A 23,781-nucleotide genomic window follows, 5' to 3' on the forward strand; every position below is an offset into this window, starting at 1 on the left:
TGCACGGTACCTATCGGCTGGGCGCCAGGCTTTGCCGGCGTGTCTGTTGCAAGGGGTTGAGAACGGCGGTCAGGGCCACGGCCAGCAGCAGCGCCACGCACATGAACAGGTAGGAGGCGCCGGGGCCGCCGGTGGCGCCATTGAGGTAGCCCACCAGCCACGAGCCGGAAAACGAGCCCAGCGCGCCCATGCTGTTGATCAGCGCCATGGCGCCCCCGGCGACGTTGGCCGGCAGCAGCTCGGGGACGATGGCGAAGAACGGCCCGTAGGGCGCGTACATGCAGGCCCCGGCGATCACCAGCAAGGCGTAGGACCACCAGAAATGCTCGGTGCCCAGGCTGTACGAGCCGTAAAACGCCAGGGCGGCGATCAGCAGCGGCGGCCAGACGAAACGCTTGCGCTTCTGCAGGCGGTCCGAGGCCCAGGACACGCCGAGCATGGCCACCACCGCCCCCAGGTACGGCACCGCCGACAACCAGCCGGCGGTGACGATGTCCAGCGCCGCCGCCTGCTTGAGGATCGACGGCAGCCAGAGCACGAAGCCGTACACGCCGATGCTCCAGCAGAAGTACTGCAGCGACAGGATCAACACCGTAGGCGAGCGGAACGCCTCGCGGTAGTTCTTCACCGGCTTGATACCCTGCTGCTCGGCGTCCAGCGCCTGGCGCAGCGCCGCCTTCTCGCGGGCATCCAGCCACTTGGCCTGCTCCGGACGGTCATCCACCAGGCGCCACCAGATGAAGGCCCAGAGAATCGCCGGCGCGCCTTCGATGATGAACATCCAGCGCCAGTCGAACTGCTGCACCAGGTAGCCCGAAACCACCGACATCCACAGGATGGTCACCGGGTTGCCGAGGATCAGGAAGGTGTTGGCCCGCGAGCGCTCGGCGCGGGTGAACCAGTGGCAGAGGTAGATGAGCATGGCCGGCATCACCGCCGCCTCCACCACGCCCAGCAGGAAGCGGATGACGATCAGCAGGTAGACGTCATGCACCACGCCGGTCAGCGTCGCCAGGCCACCCCAGAGGATCAGGCTGGCGAAGATCAGCTTCTTGACGCTGCGCTTCTGCGCATAGAGGGCGCCCGGCACCTGGAAGAAGAAGTAGCCAAGGAAGAACAGCGCGCCGAGCAGCGACGACAGCGCCGGGGTGATCTTCAGGTCGTCGGCCATGCCCGAGGCCGCGGCAAAGCCATAGTTGGCCCGGTCGAGGTAGGCCAGGCTGTAGGTGATGAAGACGATGGGCATGATGTACCACCAGCGTCTGGGAGCGAGTCGATCAAGCTGCATGGGGATTCTCCTGGTCTTGTTGTTCTTGTCACATCAGGTGCCGGACGGTCCGGCGATTCAGCGTGGTTGGATCGAAGCGTGTTCGTGCAGGTCCAGTTCGTGGCGTTGCGGCAGGCCCTCCATGTCGCCCCGGCTCTGCACCGCCCGGCTGCCGCACCAGTTGCCCCGGGCCACGGCCCGGCGCAGCGGCAGGCCCTCGAGCAAGGCGCTGATCACGCCGACGGCGAAGGCATCGCCCGCCCCCACGGTGTCAACGACCCGGGCCACTGGAAAACCAGGGACCACCCCGTGCTCACCCTTGGCGTCGCGCCAGTAGGCGCCTTCGGCGCCAAGCTTGATGGCCACGTATTGCACACCTTGCTCTAGGTAGAACTCGGCGATGTCCTGCGGCGACTCGCGGCCACTCAGCAGGCGCCCCTCCTCAAGCCCCGGCAGGACCCAGTCGGCCTTGAACGCCAGGGCGTTGATCTCGCGCACCATGGTCGGGCGGTCCGGCCATAGCGAAGGCCGCAGGTTGGGGTCGAAGGAAATGCTGCGGCCATGGGCGCGCATGTCGTCCAGCAACTGGTGGCAGAGCGCGCGGCAGCTGGCCGACAAGGCCGGCGGAATGCCGGTGGCGTGCAGGTGCCGGGCCTCCAGCAACGTGGGTTGCAGCTGGGCCGGCGACAACCGGCTGGCCGCCGAGCCACGACGGAAATACTCGACTTGCGGATCGCGGCCGTCATCGCAGCGCTCCTTGAGCTGGAACCCAGTGGGATGCTCGTCATCGATCTCGACGCTCGAACAGTCCAGCCCTTCCTGGCGCAGGGTGTCGAGCACGAAGGCGCCGAGCGAGTCGTTACCCACCCGGCTCAGCCAGCGCACCCCCAGGCCCAGGCGCGCCAGGCCGATGGCCACGTTGCTGTCGGCACCGGCGATGCGCTTGCCGAAACCCTCGACCTGGGCCAGTTCGCCCGGCTGCGCGGCCACGAACATGGCCATGGTTTCACCGAAACACAGGACGTCGCGCTCAGCCATGGCACACCTGCCCTTCCAGCTGCGCCAGTTGCGCGACCTGCCGCGCGGTCAGCGCCAGCAGGTCATCACCGGCCAGGGGGTATTCGATGGCCCGCGGCAGGTCCGGGGCGAAATAGGTCATCAGCTCGCGCCACTGGGCCAGGTCAAGCGCCTGGGGCACGACCGCGACCAGGCGCCCGTCTGCACGCCGGGCCACGGCCTTGCAGTGCACATAGCGCACCCAACGGCCCAGCAGCTGTGCCGCCAGCAGCGGTGATTCGTCATGCCAGTACCAGTTACCGATATCGAAGGTCATGCCCGGTGCCACGCCCTGCTCCTGCGCCTCGCGGAAGAATCGTTCCAGGACCTGCAGCCGTCCGCCGTAAGGCGTCTGGTCGTTTTCCACATACAGCGCTGTCTTGTGCCCCAGCAATGGCGCCAGGGCCTGCAAGTCACAGCCTGGCTGGTAATGCCCCAGCGACACCTTCAGCGCCACCGCGCCGATTTCGCTTGCCAGTTGCAGGCGCTGGGCGATGGCCGGCTCCAGGCTGCCATCCTCGCGCCACAGCTCCAGTGGCGTGGAGTAAAGGCTCTGCAGGCCATGCTCGGCGGCCAGGTTGGCCAGGGTGGTGACAGCGGGCGTGGCGTCGAACAGTTCCTCACGCCATTCCACCCGCCGCGCACCGGCGGCGGCCAGCAACGGCAGGTAGCTGGCCTGACCCAGGCGCCGCACGGCATCGGCACCGAAACTCGACAAGCTGATGGAGACAATGGGCGATTGCATGTGTGTGGTCCTTGTTCTTGTAGATGAAACCGGTTTCATTTTTCGCCAGCAGCAACGGCGTCAAGGACGCCGTCAGGCTTGTGATCGGGTGGAGCCTCGCGGGATCAGCTCGGCTTGCAAATCCAGGCGCCGCGCCGGCGAACCGCTGCCTTGCAGGCGCTCCAGCAGGCACTGGAACGCTGCGGCACCGATCCGCCCGGTGGGCTGGGCCAGGGCGGTGATGCCGCTGCCCACCAACGGGTACCAGTCCAGCTCGTCGAGCGCCAGCAGGCCGACGTCCTGGAACAGCGTTCCGCCACGGGCGTGCAGCACGCGTACCACCTCCAGGGTGGCAACGCCGTTACAGGTGAACAAGGCCTGCGGGCCGTGCCCTGCCCCGGCGATGAAGCTGCCCAGCTGCTCCGGCAAGTCCGCCCCCACCTCCAGCACCTGCCCACGCAGGCCACGGCGCCGGGCGATGGAGGCCTGGAAGGCGTCAACTCGCTCCTGGCGGGAGCTGGTGCCGTCGAGCGGCTCGGTCACGGCGAGGATGTCGCGATAACCGCAACGCTGCAGGTGATCAAGGGCCTGTTCGACGGCATCGGTGTTGTCCAACCCCACCAGGTCGACTGCCAGGCCGGCCAGTTGCCGGTCGACCAGCACCATCGGCAGGTCGAGGGCCAGCTTGGCCAGCTCGTCGGCGCGGTGGCCGAGGGTGTTCACGATCAGGCCGTCGACGTTGTACGACTGCAGGGCTTGCAGGTGGCTGCGTTCCTGGTCGTCGTCGTAGTCGGTGTTGCACACCACCAGGCTGTAGCCGTGCTGGCGGCAGGCAGTCTCGACGCCGTGCATCACCGCCACCGAATAGGGGTTGCGGATATCAGCCAGGAGCATGCCGATCAGCCCGGTGCGGCCGCGCTTGAGGGCGCTGGCCATGCGGTTGGGGCGATAGCCGAGGCGTTCGACGACGGCCTCGATGCGTTGCGCGGTGGCTTCGGCGAGCAGTTGCCGGTCCTCGCCCATGTAGCGCGACACCGTGGCCTTGGAAACGCCGGCGGCCTTGGCGACTTCGCTGATGGTGACCCGACCGCGGACGGATGTTGGCTCTTTGTTCACCCTGTTTCCTTCTTGTTTGCGCTTTTGCAGGGTTGATGAAAACGGTTTCAATGAAATCAGGGATGGGGGGTGGCGTCAAGTGACGGGCTTTCTGCCAAAGCGGGTGGATTCAGTGCCAATCGCTTGTCCTGGCGCTGTACATGGGGGGCTTCGGGGTTATGGTGGCTTCATGGAGTTCGTTCGCCCTGCCTTGGAGATGGCCATGACCACACTGTTCAGGATCAGTCTGATTTTGCTGCTTGCCGGTATGGGGATGGGGGATATCGTGGTGGCCAGTGTGGGGTTGGTTGGGTTGTGTGGGGGGGCTGTGGTGCTTAGTGTTCGGCAGGATGATGGTGAGGTGGAGTCGGAGTTTATTGCCTGAAGGTTCTGGTTCTGGTTCTGGTTTTTTGGTGATTGTTCTAGTTTTTTATGCGCATTCGTAGGTGATGTCGACATTTAGTCACCTTTTCGCCTTTACGGCGACCTACTTTTCTCTAGGGAAAAGTAGGCAAAACCGTTCCGCTCCGTTCATCCGGCCCGCTCGTGGCGGGATTCCCTCACGCCTTTGTTTGCTCCCGGGAGGACCGCGCTGAACGCCCCATCCTGGGGCGCAGCGCTTGACGGCCATCCATGGCCGTCACCTCCCTCCGCAAGAACTCCGCTCGGCCTCCTGAAGTCGCAATTGGTGTTGCCTGAGCTATCGCGCGCTTAGAAGCAAGAGCAAGAGCAAGAAATGCGAAGTCAGTTGTTTTACAGTTAGTTATGTATTGGCTGTTCCGGCCCTTTCGCGGGGCAAGCCCGCTCCTACAGGGATTTATATAACGGCGACTATCGTGTAGGAGCGGGCTTGCCCCGCGATGCGATCGAGAGATTAACTAAACTTCCAACTAGCGACAGCTGCGCCAGTCCAGGCGCCGCTCGTAACTTCGCGACTTCAGGAGGCCGAACGCAGGACTTGCGGAGGGAGGTGACGGGCATGGATGCCCGTCAAGCGCTGGGGCCCAGGATGGGCCCTGCAGCGCGGTCCTCCCGGGAGCAAGGCCGTAGTGAGGGGACCCGGAGCGAAGCGTAGGGCCGGATGAATGGAGCGAGGCGACTTTGGTTACTTTGGCCAAGACCAAAGTAACCCGCCGTAAGGGCGGAAAGGTGAATAAGCATCGACATCGCAAATGAATGCGCCTACAACTTACAAAACCATCCAACAACAATATTTTTCAAATCGCTGACAACTAAGGCACCATAAAAATCACCAGGCACGCAATAAAAATCGGGTAGAACCCAACGCCCCACCCGTTCCTCATCACCCACCAACCTCAAGCCTTACCAGCCAACCGCCCCACCAGCCCATCGACAAACGCCACGGCATTGATAACCCCCTCATGCCCATCAGCGATCACCGTAGAACTGGCCAACCCGTTGACCGAAGCCTGCGCCAGCAACCCCGCCTCCCCCATACGCACCCGCTCCAGACTACGACTCTCGCTGGCCCACCAGCAATCCACCCGGACCGCCAGCGGCCGCAGGCGAAACGCCTGGCTCAGTTCGACGTTGCGATCAAGGACAGCGAAACCATCAACGATCTCCCGCTGCAGATGCACATCCTCGTGAATGGCCCGCAGTCGCTCGGCGCTGACACCGCCGGCAGCGGCCACCTGCTCGATGACCCACTCGGTCCTGTCGACCCCGGCAGGCAGACGCCCGGCCTCCTCGATAAAGCCGACGATACGGGCTTCACCAACACCCGGAGCGAAAGCCAGCAGCCCCCACAGCAGGCTCTCGTCCGCCCGCGCCACCTGCACCACCTCGACGGGCTCGGCCTCAAGGCCGGACACGTCCTTCGGCAGCAGGGTATCGACCAGGCCGACGAAGCCCACTTCCTGGCCTGCCTGCTCCAGGGCGTGAGCCACCTCCAGCGCCAGGGCGCCGCCCAGGGACCAGCCCAGCAAATGGTAAGGGCCATTGGCCTGGGTACGACGAATCTGCTCGACGTAGTAGCCGACCATCGCCTCCCAGGACTCGTCCACCCAGCCCGGCTCGGCGTAGCACTTGTTGACCAGGCCATACACCGGACGCTCGTCGGCCAGGCGGCTGGCCAGCGGGTAGTAGGCGTAGGCACCGCCACCGCCCGGCGGCAGGCAGAACAGCGCCGGACGCTGCAGTTGGCAACCGTTGAGGTTGATCACCGACGATTTCAGGCGATCCTTGCCGCCGCCGATGAAGTTCGCCAGTTCCTCGAAGCTCGCCATCAGCATGAACTCATGCAGGCTGATGTTGGTGGCGAAGGCTTCGCGCACCCGGTTTACCAAGGTGATCACCAGCAGCGAGTGGCCGCCCAGTTCGAAGAAGTTGTCGTGCAGACCCACCTGCTCGACCTTCAGCACTTCGCTCCAGATCGCCGCCAGCTGTTGCTCCAGCTCCGTACGTGGCGCCACGTAGCCTTGTTGCAACTGGCTGGCGTCGGGCTTGGGCAGGGCCTTGCGGTCCAGCTTGCCGTTGGCGGTCAGCGGCCACTGGTCCAGCACCAGGAAGTGCGTGGGGACCATGTAGTCCGGGAGGTTGGCTTTCAGGTGTTGCTTCAGCGTGTCACGCAGGACTGTATGATCGGCGGATGGGTCTTGAGCGATCAGGTAGGCGGCCAGTTGCTTGCCCCCTGCCCCGTCGATATCCAGCACCAGCACTTCGCGTACGGCGGCATGTTCTTGCAGGCGCGCCTCGATTTCGCCCAGTTCGATACGGAAGCCACGGATCTTCACCTGATGGTCGATCCGGCCCACGTATTCGATCACTTCCTGGCCGCGATAACGGGCCAGGTCGCCGGTGCGGTACAGGCGCCCGCCTTCGCTGGAGAACGGATCCGGTACGAAGCGTTCGGCGGTCAGCGAGGCACGGTTGTGGTAACCACGGGCCAGGCCGGCATGGCCGACGTGCAGCTCGCCTGTGCAGCCCTTGGCCACCGGATTGAAGTCGGCATCCAGTACATACATCGACAGGTCCGGGATCGCCGCACCGATCGGGCTACCCGGCTGTTGCGTATCAGCAAAGCGGATCGGCCGGTAGGTCACGTGGACCGTGGTCTCGGTGATACCGTACATGTTGATCAGGTTGTCGCAGTCCTCGCCGAAACGCTCGAACCACGGTTGCAGTGCAGCAACGTCCAAAGCCTCGCCACCGAAGATCACGTAGCGCAGTGCCAGATCATCAGCGCTGTCACAGGCCACTCGCATCAGCGGCTTGAACGCCGACGGGGTCTGGTTGAGCACGGTCACGCCCTGCTCCACCAGCAGTTGGTGGAAATCTTCCGGCGAGCGCGTGGTTTCACGCGGCACGATCACCAGGCGACCGCCGTGCAGCAGCGCACCGAAGATCTCCCAAACGGAGAAGTCGAAGGCGTACGAGTGGAACAGCGTCCACACGTCCTGCGGGCCGAAGCCGAACCAGGCATCGGTGGCCTTGAACAGGCGCAGCAGGTTGTGGTGCGGCAGCAAGGTGCCTTTGGGCTTGCCGGTGGAGCCCGAGGTGTAGATCACATAGGCCAGGTTATCCGGCTGGCTCAGGTGCTCGGGATTCTCATCGCTGTAGCCGGCCAGATCATCTTCCAGCTTCAGGCTGCGAACCTGCGCCGGTACGGGCAGATCGACCAGCAGATGGCCTTGCGTCAGCAGCAGTTGAATGCCGCTGTCTTCCATCATGTAGCTCAGGCGGTCCTGCGGATATTCAGGATCCAGCGGCACATAGGCGCCACCCGCCTTGAGGATCGCCAGCAGGCCGACAATCATCTCGAAACCGCGATCCACCGCGATGCCCACCAGCACATCCGGCCCCACGCCCTGCTCGCGCAGCTTGTGCGCCAGGCGGTTGGCGCGGCGGTTAAGCTGGTCGTAGCTCAGCGACTGCCCGGCGAAGGTCACGGCGACTGCTTCAGGCGTGCGCGCCGCCTGCGCTTCGATCAGCACATGAGCACAGGCTTCGCTCGGGAAACTGGCAATCTCCTGCTCCGCCGCCCCGCTCAAGGCCAGGTCACCCAGCGCCCGCTGCGACGAGTCCGCCAATCCTTCCAGCAGCTCGACGAAGTGCGCCGCCAACTGTTCGACGGCCGATTCGGCATAACTGGCGCGATCAAACTTGAAGCTGGCCAGCAGCCTGTCACCCACCTGTGCCACCAGGGTCAGCGGATAGTTGGTCTGCTCCTGGCTGACCACTTCGCCAAATGCCAGTTCCTGAGGCGCACCGGCTTGAAGCGCCTCGGACACCGGATAGTTTTCGAACACCAGGATATTGTCGAACAGCGCCTCGCCGCTCCAGCCGGCCCAGCGCTGGATCTCGTACAGCGGCGTGTGCTCGTGCTCGCGCAAGGCCAGGTTCAGCGCCTGGACCTGCTGCACCCAGTCGCCCACGGTCTGTTCCGGACGCGGGCTGGCGATCACCGGCAGGGTATTGATGAACAGCCCCAGCTGCTCCTCGACACCCGGCAACTCGGCCGGGCGACCTGCCACGGTGGCGCCGAAGGTCACGCTGGACTGCCCGGTATAGCGCTGCAACAGCAGCAGCCAGGCCGCCTGGACCAGAGTGTTAAGGGTGACCCGCTGTTCCCGGGCAAACTCGCCCAGGCGCTGGGTGCGTTGCGGGTCGAGCAGCACCGGATATTCACCCTGTCCCTGCCCATGAGCCTCGGAGCGGAACGCCTGGGCCAGCCGGGTGGGTTCGTTCAAGCCGGCGGTGCGCTCGCGCCAGAAGCGCTCGCTGACTGTCTGGTCCTGGCGTTGCAGCCACTGGATATAGTCGCGGTAACGGCTGGTCTTGGCCGCTGGCACAACACCGGCGTAACGCTGCAGCACCTCGCCGAACAGCCGCGAGCTGCTCCAGCCATCCAGCAGGATATGGTGGTTGGTCAACACCAGCTGGTAGTGCTGCTCGCCGGTACGGATTACCGCCAGGCGCAGCAGCGGGCCGCAGGCGAGGTCGAAGCCGGCGCGCAGGTCGGCCTCGGCCCAGGCCTGCAACGCCGTAGGCAGGTCGGCCTGGTCGCGCCAGTCCAGCTCCACCAGCGGCAGGCGTGCCTCGCGCAGGACGACCTGCAGCGACTGGTCGTAACCGCTGACAAAGCTGCTGCGCAGTACCTCGTGGCTGTCCAGGGTGGCCTGCCAGGCCGCGACGAAGCGCGGCACATCCAGGCCCTGCACCTCGACCCGCAGCTGGTTGATGTAGTTGCCCGCCGCCTGCTCGTAGAGGCTGTGGAACAGCATGCCCTGCTGCATCGGCGACAACGGGTAGATGTCCTCGATATTGCTCGCGGCCACCGGCAACGCCGCCAGCTGGCGCTGGTCAAGGCGGGCCAGCGGGAAGTCCGACGGCGTCACGCCCGCCACGCCAGCGGTGGTGCAATGGGCGATCAGCAGGCGCAGTTCCTCGGTGTATTCGTCGGCCAGGCGCTGGATCTGTCCGCGCTCGAACACGGCGCTGCTGAAGCTCCAGTCCAGGGCCAGCTCGCCGGCGTAAACCTGGCCATCGATGCTGAGCAGGCTGCCCAGCGGCGCCTCCGGGCTCTGCCCCGGCCCCGCGCCTTCCGGCGCCGGGACGAACAGGCCCTGCTCGCTGTCGAAGCTGCCGTCGAACTGCCCCAGGTAGTTGAACACGATGCTGCCCTGGGCCAGGGCGCCGAGGGCCTGGCGGGCCTGCTCGTCGCCCAGGTAGCGCAGCACGCCGTAGCCGATACCCTTGGCCGGCACCGCGCGCAGCTGCTCCTTGACCGCCATGATCGACGCGCCCATCTCGCTTGCCGGGGTCAGTTTCAATGGATACAGGCTACTGAACCAACCCACCGTGCGGGTGATATCGAGGTCGTCGAACAGGTCTTCACGGCCATGGCCTTCCAGGCGGATCAGCGCATGCGCCTCGCCGGTCCAGCGGCGGATGACCCGGGCCAGCGCCGTCAGCAGCAGGTCGTTGACCTGGGTGCGGTAGGCGGCTGGCGCCTCTTGCAGCAGTTGCCGGGTCAGCTCGGCGTTCAGTCGGGTGCGCACCGAGATCTCATGCTTGCGCTGCTGGCCGCCCTCAGGGTTCGCCCCAGGCAGGGCGTCGCTGACACCCTGCAACTGCGCCTGCCAGTAGGCCAACTCGGCCACCAGCGCGGGGCTGCGGGCATGCTCGCGCAGGTGCTCGGCCCAGGCCTTGAGCGAGCTGCTCTTGGCCGGCAGTACCGGCGTCTTGGCGGCCGCCAGGGCCTGGCAGGCCGCCTGCAGGTCTTCGAGCAGGACGCGCCAGGACACGCCGTCGACCACCAGGTGATGAATCACCACCAGCAGACGCTGCTGGCCTTCGGGCAGGTCGATCAGCACCACCCGCAGCAGCGGGCCATGCTTCAGGTCCAGGCTGCGCTGGGCCTCATCGGCCAGCTCCGGCAGGCGCGCGGCATCGTCAAGCTGATGCACCCACAGCAACTGCTGTGCATCGACCGGCGCGAACTGCCCCTGCCACTGCCCCTGGTCTTCGCTGAATCGCAGGCGCAAGGCGTCGTGCTGCGCCACCAGCAGCTTGAGCGCGGGCTGCAGCAACGCCACCGTCAACGGCTGGCGCGGGCTCAGCAGCACCGCCTGGTTCCAGTGGTGACGCTGGGGAATCGCGGTGTCGAAGAAACGCGCCTGGATCGGCAGCAACGGCAGACTGCCGCTGACCTGCTCGACCACCTCGGCCGCCGGTTTCTTCTCGATCAGCTTGGCCACCGCCGCCAGTTGGCCGATGGTCTGCTTCTCGAACAACTGCTTGGGGCTCAGCTTGATGCCCTGGCGCTTGGCCCGGGCGATGATCTGCAGGCTGAGGATGGAATCGCCGCCCATCTCGAAGAAGTTATCGGTGCTGCCCACTTGCTCGCGCTTGAGCACTTCGCACCAGATCGCGGCAAGTTTCTCCTCGATTTCGCCCACCGGCGCGGTGTAGCGCTGCCTGGCCACTCCCGGTTTGGGCAGCGCCTTTTTGTCCAGCTTGCCGTTGGCGGTCAGCGGCAGGCGCTCGAGCAACAGCACTTGAGCCGGCATCAGGTACTCCGGCAGGCGCGCCTGCAGGGCCTGGCGCAACGCCTCGGCCTGCAGCTCCACGCCCGCCGCCGGCACGGCCCAGGCCACCAGTTGCAGGCGCGTCGGATCGCTGTCCAGGGGCAGCGCCAGCACCACGGCCTCGCCGACGCCGGGCAGGCCTTGCAGCACCTGGCCGACCTCGCCCGGCTCGACCCGGTAGCCGCGGATCTTCACCTGGTCGTCGCCACGGCCCAGGTACTCCAGCACGCCCTGATCCAGGCGCGCGCGGTCACCGGCACGGTACAGCCGCTCGCCGTTGTGGCCAAAGGGATCGGGGACGAACCGCTCGGCGGTCAGGCCCGGCTGGCCGACATAGCCCTGGGCCAGGCCCTGGCCACCCAGGTACAGCTCGCCGGCCACCCGCTCGGGCAGCGGGTTGAGGTAGGCATCCAGCACCCGCGCCTGGCCGTTATCCAATGGTCGACCCACCGGCACGCTGCGCCAGCCGGGCAGGCGTTCGCCGACTTCGTGGGTGAGGATGCCCACGGTGGTCTCGGTCGGACCGTAGTGGTTGATGATCCGGCAACCGGGCTTCAGGCGCCGGACCTGCTCGATCAGGGCCCAGGAGCTGGCTTCGCCGCCAAGGATCAGCAGCTGTTCGGGCAACACCCGCTCAGGCTGCGCGGCCTGCAGCAGGCCTTGCAGATGACTGGGCACGATCTTCAGCACATCGACCCGGTGCTCGGCCATGTAGCTGGCAAAGCTGTCCGGGTCGAAGCCCTGGTCGTGGCCCAGCAGGTGCAGCAGCCGGCCCGAGGCCAGCGCGCCGAACAGCACGGTGTGACCGAGGTCCGCGGCCACGGTGGAGACCATCGCCAGGCTGGCGCCGGGTTGCAGGTCGAGGCGTTGCAGCACGCCCTGCAGGTAGTTGGCCAGCGCGCCGTGGCTGATCACCACGCCCTTGGGCTGCCCGGTGGAACCCGAGGTGTAGATGATGTAGGCCGCTTGCTGCGGTTCGATGTGTACCGCCGGTGGCTGGTCGCTGCAGTCAGCGTGCTGCGCCGCGTCATAGGCCAACGCCGGGCATACGCCCAGCCCCGCCGCCTGGGCATCGCCCAAGGCATGCACCAGCAACCGCGCGCCACTGGCCTGCAGCAGTTGCTGCAGGCGTTCGGCGGGCTGGCGGCTGTCCAGCGGCAGGTACACCGCACCCAGCTTGAGCACGGCCAGCAGGCTGGTCACCCACTCGATGGAGCGCTCCTGGCACAGCGCCACGGTCATGCCGGGGGCGATGCCCTGCGCCTTCAGATAGTGGGCGAAGCGATTGGCCTGCTGCTCCAGCTCTGTGTAGCTGACCATCCGATCACCCGCGCGCAGCGCCGGCTGCCCGGCACCGACCTGCAAGCCCTGGCGCCACAGGGCGAGGAAGTCCGGCTGCGACCAGTCCCGCAGGTTGGTCTCGACCTGCGCGGCCTGGGTATCGGGATGCTCGAACAGCGCCGCCTCAGGATGCTCCACGAGGGTGCGCAGCACCGCCTGGAACGAAGCAGCGATGCGTTCGATGGTCGCGGCTTCGAACAGGTCGGTGCTGTAGGTGAAGTAGCCTTGCAGGCCGTCGGGCGTTTCGGAGAAGTCGAAGGCCAGGTCGAAGCGGGCATCGCGGCCTTCGACCGAAAAACCGCTGACGCTCAGGCCGCCCAGCGTCTGCCGGGCCTGGGCGGCGGCTTCGCTGTCGGCCAGGTTCTGGTTGATCTTCACCTGGAACAACGGGTTGTGGCCCAGCGTGCGCTCCGGCGCCAGGGCATCCACCAGGTGCTCGAACGGCAGTTCCTGATGTGACTGCGCTCCACTGACGACCTGCTTCACCTGTTCCAGCAGGGCCGCGCCGCTCTGACGCTCGTCCACCTGCACCCGCAGCACCTGGGTGTTGATGAAGAAGCCGATCAGGCCTTCGACTTCCTTGCGGTTGCGCCCGGCGTTGGGCGCACCGATGCGGATGTCGGCCTGGCCGCTGTAGCGCGCCAGGGTCACGGCCAGGGCCGCGAGGGTCAGCATGAACACGGTCTGGCCCTGGCTGCGCGCCTGGGCCTTGAGCTTGGCCGACAGCGTCGCCGGCACATCGCTGCGCAGGGTCGCGCCGCGGTAGCTGGGGTGCGCCGGGCGCTCATGATCCAATGGCAGTTCCAGCACCGGGTGCTCATCCCCCAGCTGCTGCTTCCAGTACTGCAACTGGCGCTCGCCCTCGCCGGCCTCGAGCCAGGCGCGCTGCCAGATGGCATAGTCGGCGTACTGCACCTCGAGCGGCGGCAGGTCGGCGGCACGGCCCTGGGACAGCGCTTCGTACAGGTGCACGAACTCCTGCACCATCAGCTCGCCCGACCAGCCGTCGGAGACGATATGGTGCATGCACACCGTCAGCACATGCTCGCTGGGCGCCAGGCGCAGCAAGCGGACCCGCAGCAGCGGCCCTTCGAGCAGGTCAAAGGGCGCATCCAGCGCCTCGCGCACCGCGCCGCGCAGGCACTGTTCAAGATCTTCGCCCGGCCCGGCCTGCACCTCACGCACCTCCAGGCTCACGCCCGACTGCTCAAGGACCTGCTGGTGGAACTCACCCTCTTCAGAGACAAAACGCGTGCGCAGGCTTTCGTGACGCCGCACCAGCGCGTCCAGGGCCTCGGCCAGGGCCTGCTGGTTCAGCGAGCCGCTCAGGCGCACCGCCATCGGCACGTTGTAGAAGCTGCTCTGCGGCTCCAGCTGCCAGAGGAACAGCATGCGCTGCTGGGCATAGGACAGCGGGATGCGCGGGCTGTCGTGGCGGGTGACGGCGATCGGCAGTAGGCGGAAGCTCTGCCCGGTCTCGCGCATCTTGTCGAGGATCTGCCGACGCTGCTCCAGGGCAAGGCCCACAAAGCGCTTGGCGATACGTTCTGCTGTGCTCTTGTCCATCTCAGACGCCCGCCATTTCATTCATCATTCTTTCGATATCGGACAAGCCGTCCTCGCTCAACGACAGACCGGTGGAGGCACAGGCCTGGGCAAAATCATTCAATTGCGGTTTCTCGAATAGCAGGCGCAGCGGGATGTCGATCCCCAGGCCCGAGTTGATCTTGGAAATCAGCTGGGCCGCCAGCAGCGAATGCCCGCCCAGCTCGAAGAAGTCATCCATCAGGCCCACCCGCTCGACCTCCAGCACCTCGGCCCAGAGCGCCGCCAGCTGCTGTTCCAGCTCGCTGACCGGGGCCACGTAGGCCGACTGCGCCTGACGGGTATCGGGGGCCGGCAGCGCCTTGCGGTCGAGCTTGCCGTTGGGCAGCAGCGGCATGCGCTCGAGCAGCACCAGGTACATCGGCACCATGTAGTCCGGCAGGCTGGCGCCCAGGTGCGCCTTCAGTTCGGCGCGCAGGCCAGCGTCCTCCTCGGGCATCGCGTCGGGCACCAGGTAGGCGGCCAGCTGCTTGCCGCCCGGGCCATCGATATCGACCACCAGCACCTCGCGCACTGCCGGGTGCTCGCGCAGACGTGCCTCGATCTCGCCCAGTTCGATACGGAAGCCGCGGATCTTCACCTGATGGTCGATGCGCCCGGCATACTCGACCACACCCTGCTCGCGGTAGCGCGCCAGGTCGCCGGTACGGTACAGACGCCCACCCGGTGTGCTGGCGAACGGATCGGGGATGAAGCGCTCGGCAGTCAACCCCGGGCGGTTGTGATAGCCGCGGGCAAGCAATTCGCCACCGACCAGCAGTTCGCCGATGGCCCCAGGCAGGGCCAGGTCACCGTCGGCATCCACCAGGTGGATCGAGCGGCCGGCCAGGGCCTTGCCGATCGGGATCTGCACCGGCAGGGGCTGCTCGCCGGTGACATAGGCGCTGCAGTCATGGCTCATGACACTGACGGTGGCCTCGGTCGGCCCGTAGGTGTTGAGCAGGCGCACATGGCCGAGCCCGGCCTGTTGCCAGGCCAGCACGGCGTCGGCGGCCATGGCCTCGCCGCCCATGTGGATGCGCCGCAGCTGGCCGTAGTCCCGCGGACCCTTGGCCGCGAAGTCCTTGGCCAGCAGGTGCCAGTAGGCGGTCGGCAGGTCGGCGAAGGTGATGCCTTGGGTCACCAGTTCGCGGTAGAAGGTCTCGCTGTCCCACAGCGTCGGGCCACGCACCACCACGCTGGCGCCGCAGATCAGCGCCGGGTACAGCTGCTCGACGAAGGCGTCGAAGTTGAAGGTGGAGAACTGCAGCACCCGGTCGGCCGCCGACAGCCCGCAGAAGCCCTTGGCGACATGGGCGTGCCGGCTCAGGGCCGCGGCGCTGATGCCCACGCCCTTGGGGCGGCCGGTGGAACCGGAGGTGTACATGATGTACGCCAGGTTGTCGGGGTCGCCCAGTTCAGGCAGCGCATCGTTCGGCCAGGCGTCGAGGGGTTCGCTGTCCAGGCACAGGCAGCGCACCTGCGGCGCCACCGCCAGGCCTTGCAGCTGCGTGCTGTGGCCAAGCAGCAGGACGATGCCGCTGTCCTCCATCATGTAGGCCAGGCGCTCGTGCGGGTAGTCGGGGTCCAGCGGCACATAGGCGCCGCCGGCCTTGAGCACCGCCAGCAGGCCGACCACCATGTCCAGGCTGCGCGGCAGGGCGATGCCGACGCGCACGTCCGGGCCGATGCCTTCCTCGCGCAAGCGGTGGGCCAGCTGGTTGGCGCGCTGGTCCAGGGCCTGGTAGCTGAGCTGCTGCCCTTCGCAGATCAGCGCCGTGGCCTGCGGCGTGCGCGCGGCCTGGTCGGCGATCAGCTGCTGCACGGTGCGCTGGTCGGGGTAGACCGCCTCGTGCCGGCTCCATTGCTCAAGGATGGTCTGGCGCTGCGCCGCGTCCAGCAGCGGCAGCTCGACGATGCGCTGGGCCGGCTGGGTGCTGACCGCCTGCAACAGGTTGAGCCAGTGCGCGGCCATGCGCTCGATGGTGGCGTGCTCGAACAGGTCGCTGACGTAGGTCAGGGTCGCGCCCAGGCCATCCTCGCTTTCAAAGGTGTCCAGGGCCAGGTCCAGATGCGCCGTGGGGTTGCCCCAGCTCAGGCCTTCGATGCTCAAGCCCGGCAACTCGCGGGCCTGGTCCGGGCGCTGGGCCTGGTGGTTGAACATCACCTGGAACAGCGGGTTGTGGCTCAGGCTGCGCTCTGGCTGCAGCGCCTCGACCAGTTGCTCGAACGGCAGGTCCTGGTGGGCCTGGGCCTGCAGCGCAGTGTGCTTGACCTGCTGCAGCAGCTCGCTGAAGGTCGTGTGCAGCTCGAACTGCGCCTTGAGCACCTGGGTGTTGACGAAGAAGCCGATCAGCCCCTCGGTCTCGGCCCGGGTGCGGTTGGCGATCGGCACGCCGACGCGGATGTCGGCCTGCCCGGTCTGGCGGTGCAGCAGGCTCTGGAACGAGGCCAGCAGCAGCATGAACAGCGTCACCCCTTGCTGTCGCGCCTGGGCCTTCAGGGCCTGGACCAGCGGCGCCGGTACCTCGATGGCGAGGCTGCGTCCGGCGTGGCTCTGCACGGTGGGGCGCGGGTGATCGGTGGGCAGTTGCAGCACATAGTGCTCGCCGCCCAGCTGGGCCAGCCAGTAATCGAGCTGGCGGGCCTGCTCGCCGGCCGCCATCCACTGGCGCTGCCAGGCGGCATAGTCGGCGTACTGCACGGCCAGGGCCGGCAGCTCGGGCTGGCGGCCCTGGCTCAAGGCCAGGTAGGCGCTCACCACCTCATCGACCATGATCGGCATCGACCAGCCATCGGCGACGATATGGTGCAGGGTCAGCACCAGCACATGCTCGTCCTCGGCCAGGCGCAGCAGGCGTACCCGCAGCAGCGGCCCCTGGGTCAGGTCGAACGGGCGCTGGATCTCACGGGCAACGCGTTCGCGGACCGCCTCGGTGGAGGTGTCCTGCAGCGACTCCATGACCAGGGTGAAGGTCGTGGGCGCCTGGATATGCTGCCGCGCCTCGCCACCGAGCTGCTCGAAGGTGGTACGCAGGCTCTCATGCCGCGCGACCAGGGCTTCGAAGGCCTGGCGCAGCGCCTCCAGGTTGATCCGGCCCTTCAGTTGCAGGGCTGCGGGGATATGGTAGGCGGTGCTTTCAGGCTCCAGCTGCCAGAGGAACCACTGGCGTTGCTGGGCATAGGACAACGGCAGCGGTTGGCTGCGGTCCACGACAGTGAACGCCGGTGCCTGGCTGGCCGAACCCTGGCCGGCAGCCTGGGCGAAGGCCTGCAGGTCGGCGGACTCGAACAGGCTGCGCAGCGAAACTTCCAGGTTCAGGCGCTGGCGAATGCGCGAGGTCACCTGGGTGGCCAGCAGCGAGTGGCCGCCGAGTTCGAAGAAGTTGTCGAGCAGGCCGACCTGCTCGACCTTCAGCACTTCACTCCAGATTGCCGCCAGTTGCTGCTCCAGGTCCGTACGCGGGGCCACGTAGCCTTGTTGCAGTTGGCTGGCGTCCGGCTTGGGCAGGGCCTTGCGGTCCAGCTTGCCGTTGGCGGTCAGCGGCCACTGGTCCAGCACCAGGAAGTGCGTCGGAACCATGTAGTCCGGCAGGTTGGTTTTCAGGTGCTGCTTCAGCGTGTCACGCAGCGTTGCGTGATCGGCGGATGGATCCTGAGCGATCAGATAGGCAGCCAGTTGCTTGCCCCCTGCCCCGTCGATATCCAGCACCAGCACTTCGCGTACGGCGGCATGCTCTTGCAGGCGTGCCTCGATTTCGCCCAGTTCGATACGGAAGCCACGGATCTTCACTTGATGGTCGATCCGGCCCACATATTCGATCACGTCCTGGCCGCGATAACGGGCCAGGTCGCCGGTGCGGTACAGACGTCCGCCTTCGCTGGAGAACGGATCCGGCACGAAGCGCTCGGCAGTCAGCGAAGCGCGGTTGTGGTAACCGCGGGCCAGGCCGGCATGGCCAACGTGCAGCTCGCCCGTGCAGCCCTTGGCCACCGGATTGAAATCGGCATCCAGTACATACATCGACAGGTCCGGGATCGCCGCACCGATCGGGCTACCCGCCTGTTGCGTGTCGGCAAAGCCGATTGGCCGATAGGTCACGTGGACCGTGGTCTCGGTGATGCCGTACATGTTGATCAGGTTGTCGCAGTCTTCACCAAAGCGTTCGAACCACGGTTGCAGTGCCGCCACATCCAGGGCCTCGCCACCGAAGATCACGTAGCGCAGGGCCAGATCATCAGCACTGTCACAGGCCACTCGCATCAGCGGCTTGAACGCCGACGGGGTCTGGTTGAGCACGGTCACGCCCTGCTCCACCAGCAACTGGTGGAAGTCTTCCGGCGAACGGGTCACCTCACGCGGCACGATCACCAGGCGACCGCCGTGCAGCAGCGCACCGAAGATCTCCCACACCGAGAAGTCGAAGGCATACGAGTGGAACAGCGTCCATACATCCTGCGGACCGAAGCCGAACCAGGCATCGGTGGCCTTGAACAGGCGCAGCAGGTTGTGGTGCGGCAGCAGCGTGCCTTTCGGCTTGCCGGTCGAGCCCGAGGTGTAGATGACGTAGGCCAGATTGTCCGGCTGAGTCAGGTGCGCGGGATTCTCCTCGCTGTAGCCAGCCAGGTCGTCTTCCAGCTTCAAGCTACGCACCTGCGCCGGCACGGGCAGATTCGCCATCAGGTGACCTTGCGTCAGCAGCAGTTGAATGCCGCTGTCTTCCATCATGTAGCTCAGGCGATCCTGCGGGTATTCCGGATCCAGTGGCACATAGGCGCCCCCGGCCTTGAGAATCGCCAGCAGGCCGACGATCATCTCGAAGCCGCGCTCCACGGCGATGCCCACCAGCACATCCGGCCCCACGCCCTGCTCGCGCAGCTTGTGGGCCAGGCGGTTGGCGCGGCGGTTGAGCTGGTCGTAGCTCAGCGCCTGCCCGGCGAAGGCCACGGCAATCGCCTCAGGCGTACGCACCGCCTGCGCCTCGATCAGCACATGAGCGCACTCGGCGCTTGGATAACGCTGCACATCCGCTTGCAGCTCGACCAGCTCTGCCGCATCGAGCAACGGCAACTGCGCCACGCGCTGGCCGCTGTCCTGGCAGATGCCCTGCAGCAGGTTGCGCCAGTACCCGCCCAGACGCTCGGCCGTGGCCGGGTCGAACAACGCGGTGGCATAGGTCAGGATGGCGCTCAGCCCGGCGCCATGCTCGACCGTGTTGAGCACCAGGTCGAACTGGGCGGTGCGCTCTTCCCAGTCCAGCCCCTCGATCCGCAGCCCGGCCAGCTCCTGGGCCATGCCGGGATTTTCCGCCTTGTGGTTGAACAACACCTGGAACAGCGGGCTGTGGCTCATGCTGCGCTCGGGCTGCAGCGCCTCGACCAGTTGTTCGAACGGCAGGTCCTGGTGCGCCTGGGCCTGCACGGCGGTCTGGCGGACCTGTTGCAGCAGCTCGGCGAAAGTGGTGCGCAGGTCAAAGCGGGCGTCGAGCACCTGGGTGTTGACGAAGAAGCCAATCAGGCCCTCGGTCTCGGCCCGGTTGCGGTTGGCCACCGGCACGCCGACGCGCACCTGCGATTGACCACTGAGACGGTGCAGCAGTGTCTGGAACGAGGCCAGCAGCAGCATGAACAGGGTCACGCCCTGTTGCCGTGCGGTAGCCTTGAGGGCCTCGACCAGCTCGCGCTCCAGACGGATGTCCAGGCGGGCGCCGGCGTGGTTCTGCTGCAGGGGCCGCGGACGGTCGGTCGGCAGCTCCAGCAACGGTTGCTCATCACCCAGCTGTCGGCGCCAGTAGTCGAGCTGGCGAGCCTGCTCGCCGGCTTCCATCCACTGGCGCTGCCAGGCCGCATAGTCGGCGTACTGGAACGCCAGGGCCGGCAGTTGCGGGGCAATGCCCTGACAATGAGCGGCATACAGGCGCACCACTTCATCGACCATGACCGGCATCGACCAGCCGTCGGCGACGATATGGTGCAGGGTCAGCACCAGCACATGCTCGTCGGCGGCCAGGCGCAGCAGGCGGGCGCGCAGCAGCGGGCCGTGCTCCAGATCGAATGGCTGGGCGGTTTCCTCGACGATACGTGCCTGCAGGGCTTCGGCGCTGACCGTTTCGACAGCCAGGTCGAAGTCGCTGGCCAGGTGGATGCGCTGACAGGCTTGGTCGCCTTCCTGATGGAAGGTGGTGCGCAGGGTTTCATGACGAGCAATCAGCGCGGCGAAGCTGCTGCGCAGGGCCTCGATGTTCAGCTCGCCCTTCAGGCGCAGGGCCGAAGGGATGTTGTAGGCGGCGCTGTCCGGCTCCAACTGCCAGAGGAACCACTGGCGTTGCTGGGCGTAGGACAGCGGCAGCGGCTGGCTGCGGTCCACGACAGTAAACGCCGGCGCCTGGCTGGCCGAACCTTGGCCTGCGGCCTGGGCAAAGGCCTGCAGGTCGGCGGACTCGAACAGGCTGCGCAGCGGGACTTCCAGCTCCAAGCGCTGGCGGATCCGCGAGGTCACTTGGGTGGCCAGCAACGAATGGCCGCCGAGTTCGAAGAAGTTGTCGTGCAGGCCGACCTGCTCGACCTTCAGCACTTCGCTCCAGATCGCGGCCAGTTGTTGCTCCAGCGCCGTACGTGGCGCCACGTAGCCTTGTTGCAGTTGGCTGGCGTCCGGCTTCGGCAAGGCCTTGCGGTCCAGCTTGCCGTTGGCGGTCAGCGGCCACTGTTCCAGCACCAGGAAATGAGTCGGAACCATGTAGTCCGGGAGGTTGGCTTTCAGGTGCTGTTTCAGCGTGTCACGCAATGCAGCGTGGTCTGCATTTTCGTCTTGAGCGATCAGGTAAGCCGCCAGTTGCTTGCCCCCTGCCCCGTCGATATCCAGCACCAGCACTTCGCGCACGGCGGCATGTTCTTGCAGGCGCGCCTCGATTTCGCCCAGTTCGATACGGAAGCCGCGGATCTTCACCTGATGGTCGATCCGGCCCACGTACTCGATCACCTCCTGGCCGCGATAACGCGCCAGGTCGCCGGCCCGGTACAAACGTCCACCTTCGCTGGAGAACGGATCCGGTACGAAGCGTTCGGCGGTCAGCGAGGCACGGTTGTGGTAACCGCGGGCCAGGCCGGCATGGCCAACGTGCAGCTCGCCCGTGCAGCCCTTGGCCACCGGATTGAAATCGGCATCCAGTACATACATCGACAGGTCCGGGATCGCCGCACCGATCGGGCTACCCGCCTGTTGCGTGTCGGCAAAGCCGATTGGCCGATAGGTCACGTGGACCGTGGTCTCGGTGATGCCGTACATGTTGATCAGGTTGTCGCAGTCTTCACCAAAGCGTTCGAACCACGGTTGCAGTGCCGCCACATCCAGGGCCTCGCCACCGAAGATCACGTAGCGCAGGGCCAGATCATCAGCACTGTCACAGGCCACTCGCATCAGCGGCTTGAACGCCGACGGGGTCTGGTTGAGCACGGTCACGCCCTGCTCCACCAGCAACTGGTGGAAGTCTTCCGGCGAACGGGTCACCTCACGCGGCACGATCACCAGGCGACCGCCGTGCAGCAGCGCACCGAAGATCTCCCACACCGAGAAGTCGAAGGCATACGAGTGGAACAGCGTCCATACATCCTGCGGACCGAAGCCGAACCAGGCATCGGTGGCCTTGAACAGGCGCAGCAGGTTGTGGTGCGGCAGCAAGGTGCCTTTTGGCTTGCCGGTGGAGCCCGAGGTGTAGATCACATAGGCAAGGTTGTCCGGCTGCGTCAGGTGCGCAGGGTTCTGATCGCTGTAGCCAGCCAGATCGTCTTCCAGCTTCAGGCTGCGGACCTGCGCCGGTACAGGCAGATCGGCCAACAGATGACCTTGAGTCAGCAACAGTTGAATACCGCTGTCTTCCATCATGTAGCTCAGGCGGTCCTGCGGGTATTCCGGATCCAGCGGCACATAGGCGCCACCCGCCTTGAGGATCGCCAGCAGGCCGACGATCATCTCGAACCCGCGCTCCACGGCGATGCCCACCAGCACATCCGGCCCCACGCCCTGCTCACGCAGCTTGTGCGCCAGGCGGTTGGCACGGCGGTTGAGCTGGTCGTAGCTCAGCGCCTGCCCGGCGAAGGTCACGGCGACCGCCTCAGGCGTACGTGCCGCCTGCGCCTCGATCAGCTCATGGGCACAAGCCGTGCCTGGATATTGCTGCACATCAGCTTTCCACTCGCCCTGCTCTGCCACATCGAGCAACGGCAACTGCGCCACACGCTGCGCGTGGTCCTGGCAAATGCCCTGCAACAGGTTGCGCCAATGCCGGCCGATGCGCTCGACCGTGGCCGGGTCGAACAGCGAGGTGGCGTAGGTCAGTGCCGCGATCAGCCCGCCGTCGTGTTCGGCGGTGTTGAGGATCAGGTCGAACTGGGTGGTCTGCCCTTCCCAGCTCAAGCCCTCGACCTGCAGCTCGCCGAGCTGACGGGCCATGCCCGGGCTTTCGGCCTGGTGGTTGAACAGCACCTGGAACAGCGGGTTGTGGCTCATGCTGCGCTCAGGCTGCAGCGCCTCGACCAGTTGCTCGAACGGCAGGTCCTGATGCGCCTGGGCCTGCAGCGCGGCCTCGCGGACCTGCTGCAGCAACACGGTGAAGGTGGTCTGCGGCGCGAACTCGGCCTTGAGCACCTGGGTGTTGACGAAGAAGCCGATCAGCCCCTGGGTTTCGGCCCGGGCACGGTTGGCCACCGGCACGCCGACACGGATATCGGCCTGGCCGCTGTAGCGGTGCAGCAGCGTCTGGAACGACGCCAGCAACAGCATGAACAGGGTCACCCCCTGCTGACGCGCCAAGGCCTTGAGCGCCTGGGCCAGGGAGGCATCGATATCGATGGCCAGCCGCGCGCCATGGAAGTTCTGCACCGACGGCCGCGGACGGTCGACGGGCAGCTCCAGCAGCGGCTGCTCGCCGGCCAGCTGCTGGCGCCAGTAGCCGAGCTGGCGCTCCTGCTCGCCCGCTTCCATCCAGTCGCGCTGCCACAACGCGTAGTCGGCGTACTGGATCGGCAGCTCAGCCAGGGTAACCGGCGAGCCCTGGCGCAAGCCTTGGTAAAGACGGATCAGCTCGTCCACCAGGATCGGCGTGGACCAGCCATCGGAGACGATATGGTGCACGGTGAGAATCAGCACATGCTCATCAGACCCCAGCACCAGCAGCCTGACCCGCAGCAGTGGGCCCTGTTGCAGGTCGAAGGGTTGCTGCACCTCGGCCTCCACCCGTGCACGGATGGCCGCTTCCAGATTTGCCGGATCGGCAACCGCGAACGGCTCAACCGCCAATGCCAGCGGCAAGGGCGGATGGACGACCTGCACCGCGCCGTCACCCTCCTGGCGGAAGGTGGTGCGCAGGGTCTCGTGGCGCGCCACCAGGCTGTCGAAGCTGCGCTGCAACGCCTCGATATCCAGCGCGCCCTTGAGCCGCAGCGCCGCCGGAATGTTGTAGGCGGCGCTGTGCGGATCGAGCTGCCAGAGGAACCACTGGCGCTGCTGTGCGTATGAAAGCGCTGCCCCGTCCGCAGATTCCCTTCTGAAGATCGGGGTGACCCCGTAGAGGTTGACACCCTGGCGCTTGAGCAAGGCTGCCAATGCCTTGCGCTCCCTGGTGGACAGCGACTTTACGGAGTCGAGCAGCTCTTGCACTTTGAAT

Annotated in this window: 7 protein-coding genes; 1 reads left to right on the forward strand and 6 read right to left on the reverse strand. The window is 66.3% G+C overall.

Annotated elements, in window-relative coordinates:
* Positions 1 to 10 precede the first annotated feature (10 nt).
* The 4 genes from PRtIB026_RS18025 to PRtIB026_RS18040 all read right to left on the reverse strand — a co-directional run bounded on the left by PRtIB026_RS18025 (position 11) and on the right by PRtIB026_RS18040 (position 4,163).
* Complete coding sequence (locus PRtIB026_RS18025) at positions 11 to 1,288, reverse strand: MFS transporter (protein ID WP_028692135.1); 1,278 nt, start codon at positions 1,286 to 1,288, stop codon at positions 11 to 13.
* A 57-nt stretch (positions 1,289 to 1,345) separates the two neighbouring features.
* A complete protein-coding gene (locus PRtIB026_RS18030; RefSeq protein WP_203652436.1) occupies positions 1,346 to 2,305 on the reverse strand; it encodes a sugar kinase in 960 nt (319 codons plus the stop codon).
* Positions 2,298 to 3,068 (reverse strand): sugar phosphate isomerase/epimerase family protein, encoded by a 771-nt coding sequence (locus tag PRtIB026_RS18035; RefSeq protein WP_203652435.1) that lies wholly within the window; start codon positions 3,066 to 3,068, stop codon positions 2,298 to 2,300. The genes PRtIB026_RS18030 and PRtIB026_RS18035 overlap by 8 nt, the downstream gene beginning before the upstream one ends.
* Positions 3,069 to 3,140: 72 nt before the next feature.
* Positions 3,141 to 4,163, reverse strand: a complete 1,023-nt coding sequence (locus PRtIB026_RS18040) for a LacI family DNA-binding transcriptional regulator (RefSeq protein WP_203652434.1) — start codon at positions 4,161 to 4,163, stop codon at positions 3,141 to 3,143.
* A 202-nt stretch (positions 4,164 to 4,365) separates the two neighbouring features.
* Between PRtIB026_RS18040 and PRtIB026_RS18045 the strand changes: the two genes are divergently transcribed.
* On the forward strand, positions 4,366 to 4,527 hold the full coding sequence (locus PRtIB026_RS18045; protein WP_203652433.1) for a hypothetical protein: 162 nt from the start codon (positions 4,366 to 4,368) through the stop codon (positions 4,525 to 4,527).
* A gap of 931 nt (positions 4,528 to 5,458) precedes the next feature.
* Here PRtIB026_RS18045 and PRtIB026_RS18050 read toward each other — a convergent pair.
* Positions 5,459 to 14,101, reverse strand: coding sequence for an amino acid adenylation domain-containing protein (locus tag PRtIB026_RS18050; protein ID WP_203652432.1), 8,643 nt, complete (start codon positions 14,099 to 14,101; stop codon positions 5,459 to 5,461).
* 1 nt (position 14,102) lies between these two features.
* Positions 14,103 to 23,774, reverse strand: coding sequence for a non-ribosomal peptide synthetase (locus PRtIB026_RS18060; protein WP_324256550.1), 9,672 nt, complete (start codon positions 23,772 to 23,774; stop codon positions 14,103 to 14,105).
* Positions 23,775 to 23,781: the final 7 nt, after the last annotated feature.

Origin of the sequence: Pseudomonas sp. RtIB026 (genome assembly GCF_016861355.2) — a bacterium.
GTDB classification, from domain to species: domain Bacteria; phylum Pseudomonadota; class Gammaproteobacteria; order Pseudomonadales; family Pseudomonadaceae; genus Aquipseudomonas; species Aquipseudomonas peradeniyensis.

Bases quoted from the DNA above. Each gene is read 5' to 3' on its own strand.
- PRtIB026_RS18025 (WP_028692135.1), bottom strand. From the start codon at position 1,288: ATGCAGCTTGATCGACTCGCTCCCAGACGCTGGTGGTACATCATGCCC.
- PRtIB026_RS18030 (WP_203652436.1), bottom strand. From the start codon at position 2,305: ATGGCTGAGCGCGACGTCCTGTGTTTCGGTGAAACCATGGCCATGTTC.
- PRtIB026_RS18035 (WP_203652435.1), bottom strand. From the start codon at position 3,068: ATGCAATCGCCCATTGTCTCCATCAGCTTGTCGAGTTTCGGTGCCGAT.
- PRtIB026_RS18045 (WP_203652433.1), top strand. From the start codon at position 4,366: ATGACCACACTGTTCAGGATCAGTCTGATTTTGCTGCTTGCCGGTATG.
- PRtIB026_RS18050 (WP_203652432.1), bottom strand. From the start codon at position 14,101: ATGGACAAGAGCACAGCAGAACGTATCGCCAAGCGCTTTGTGGGCCTT.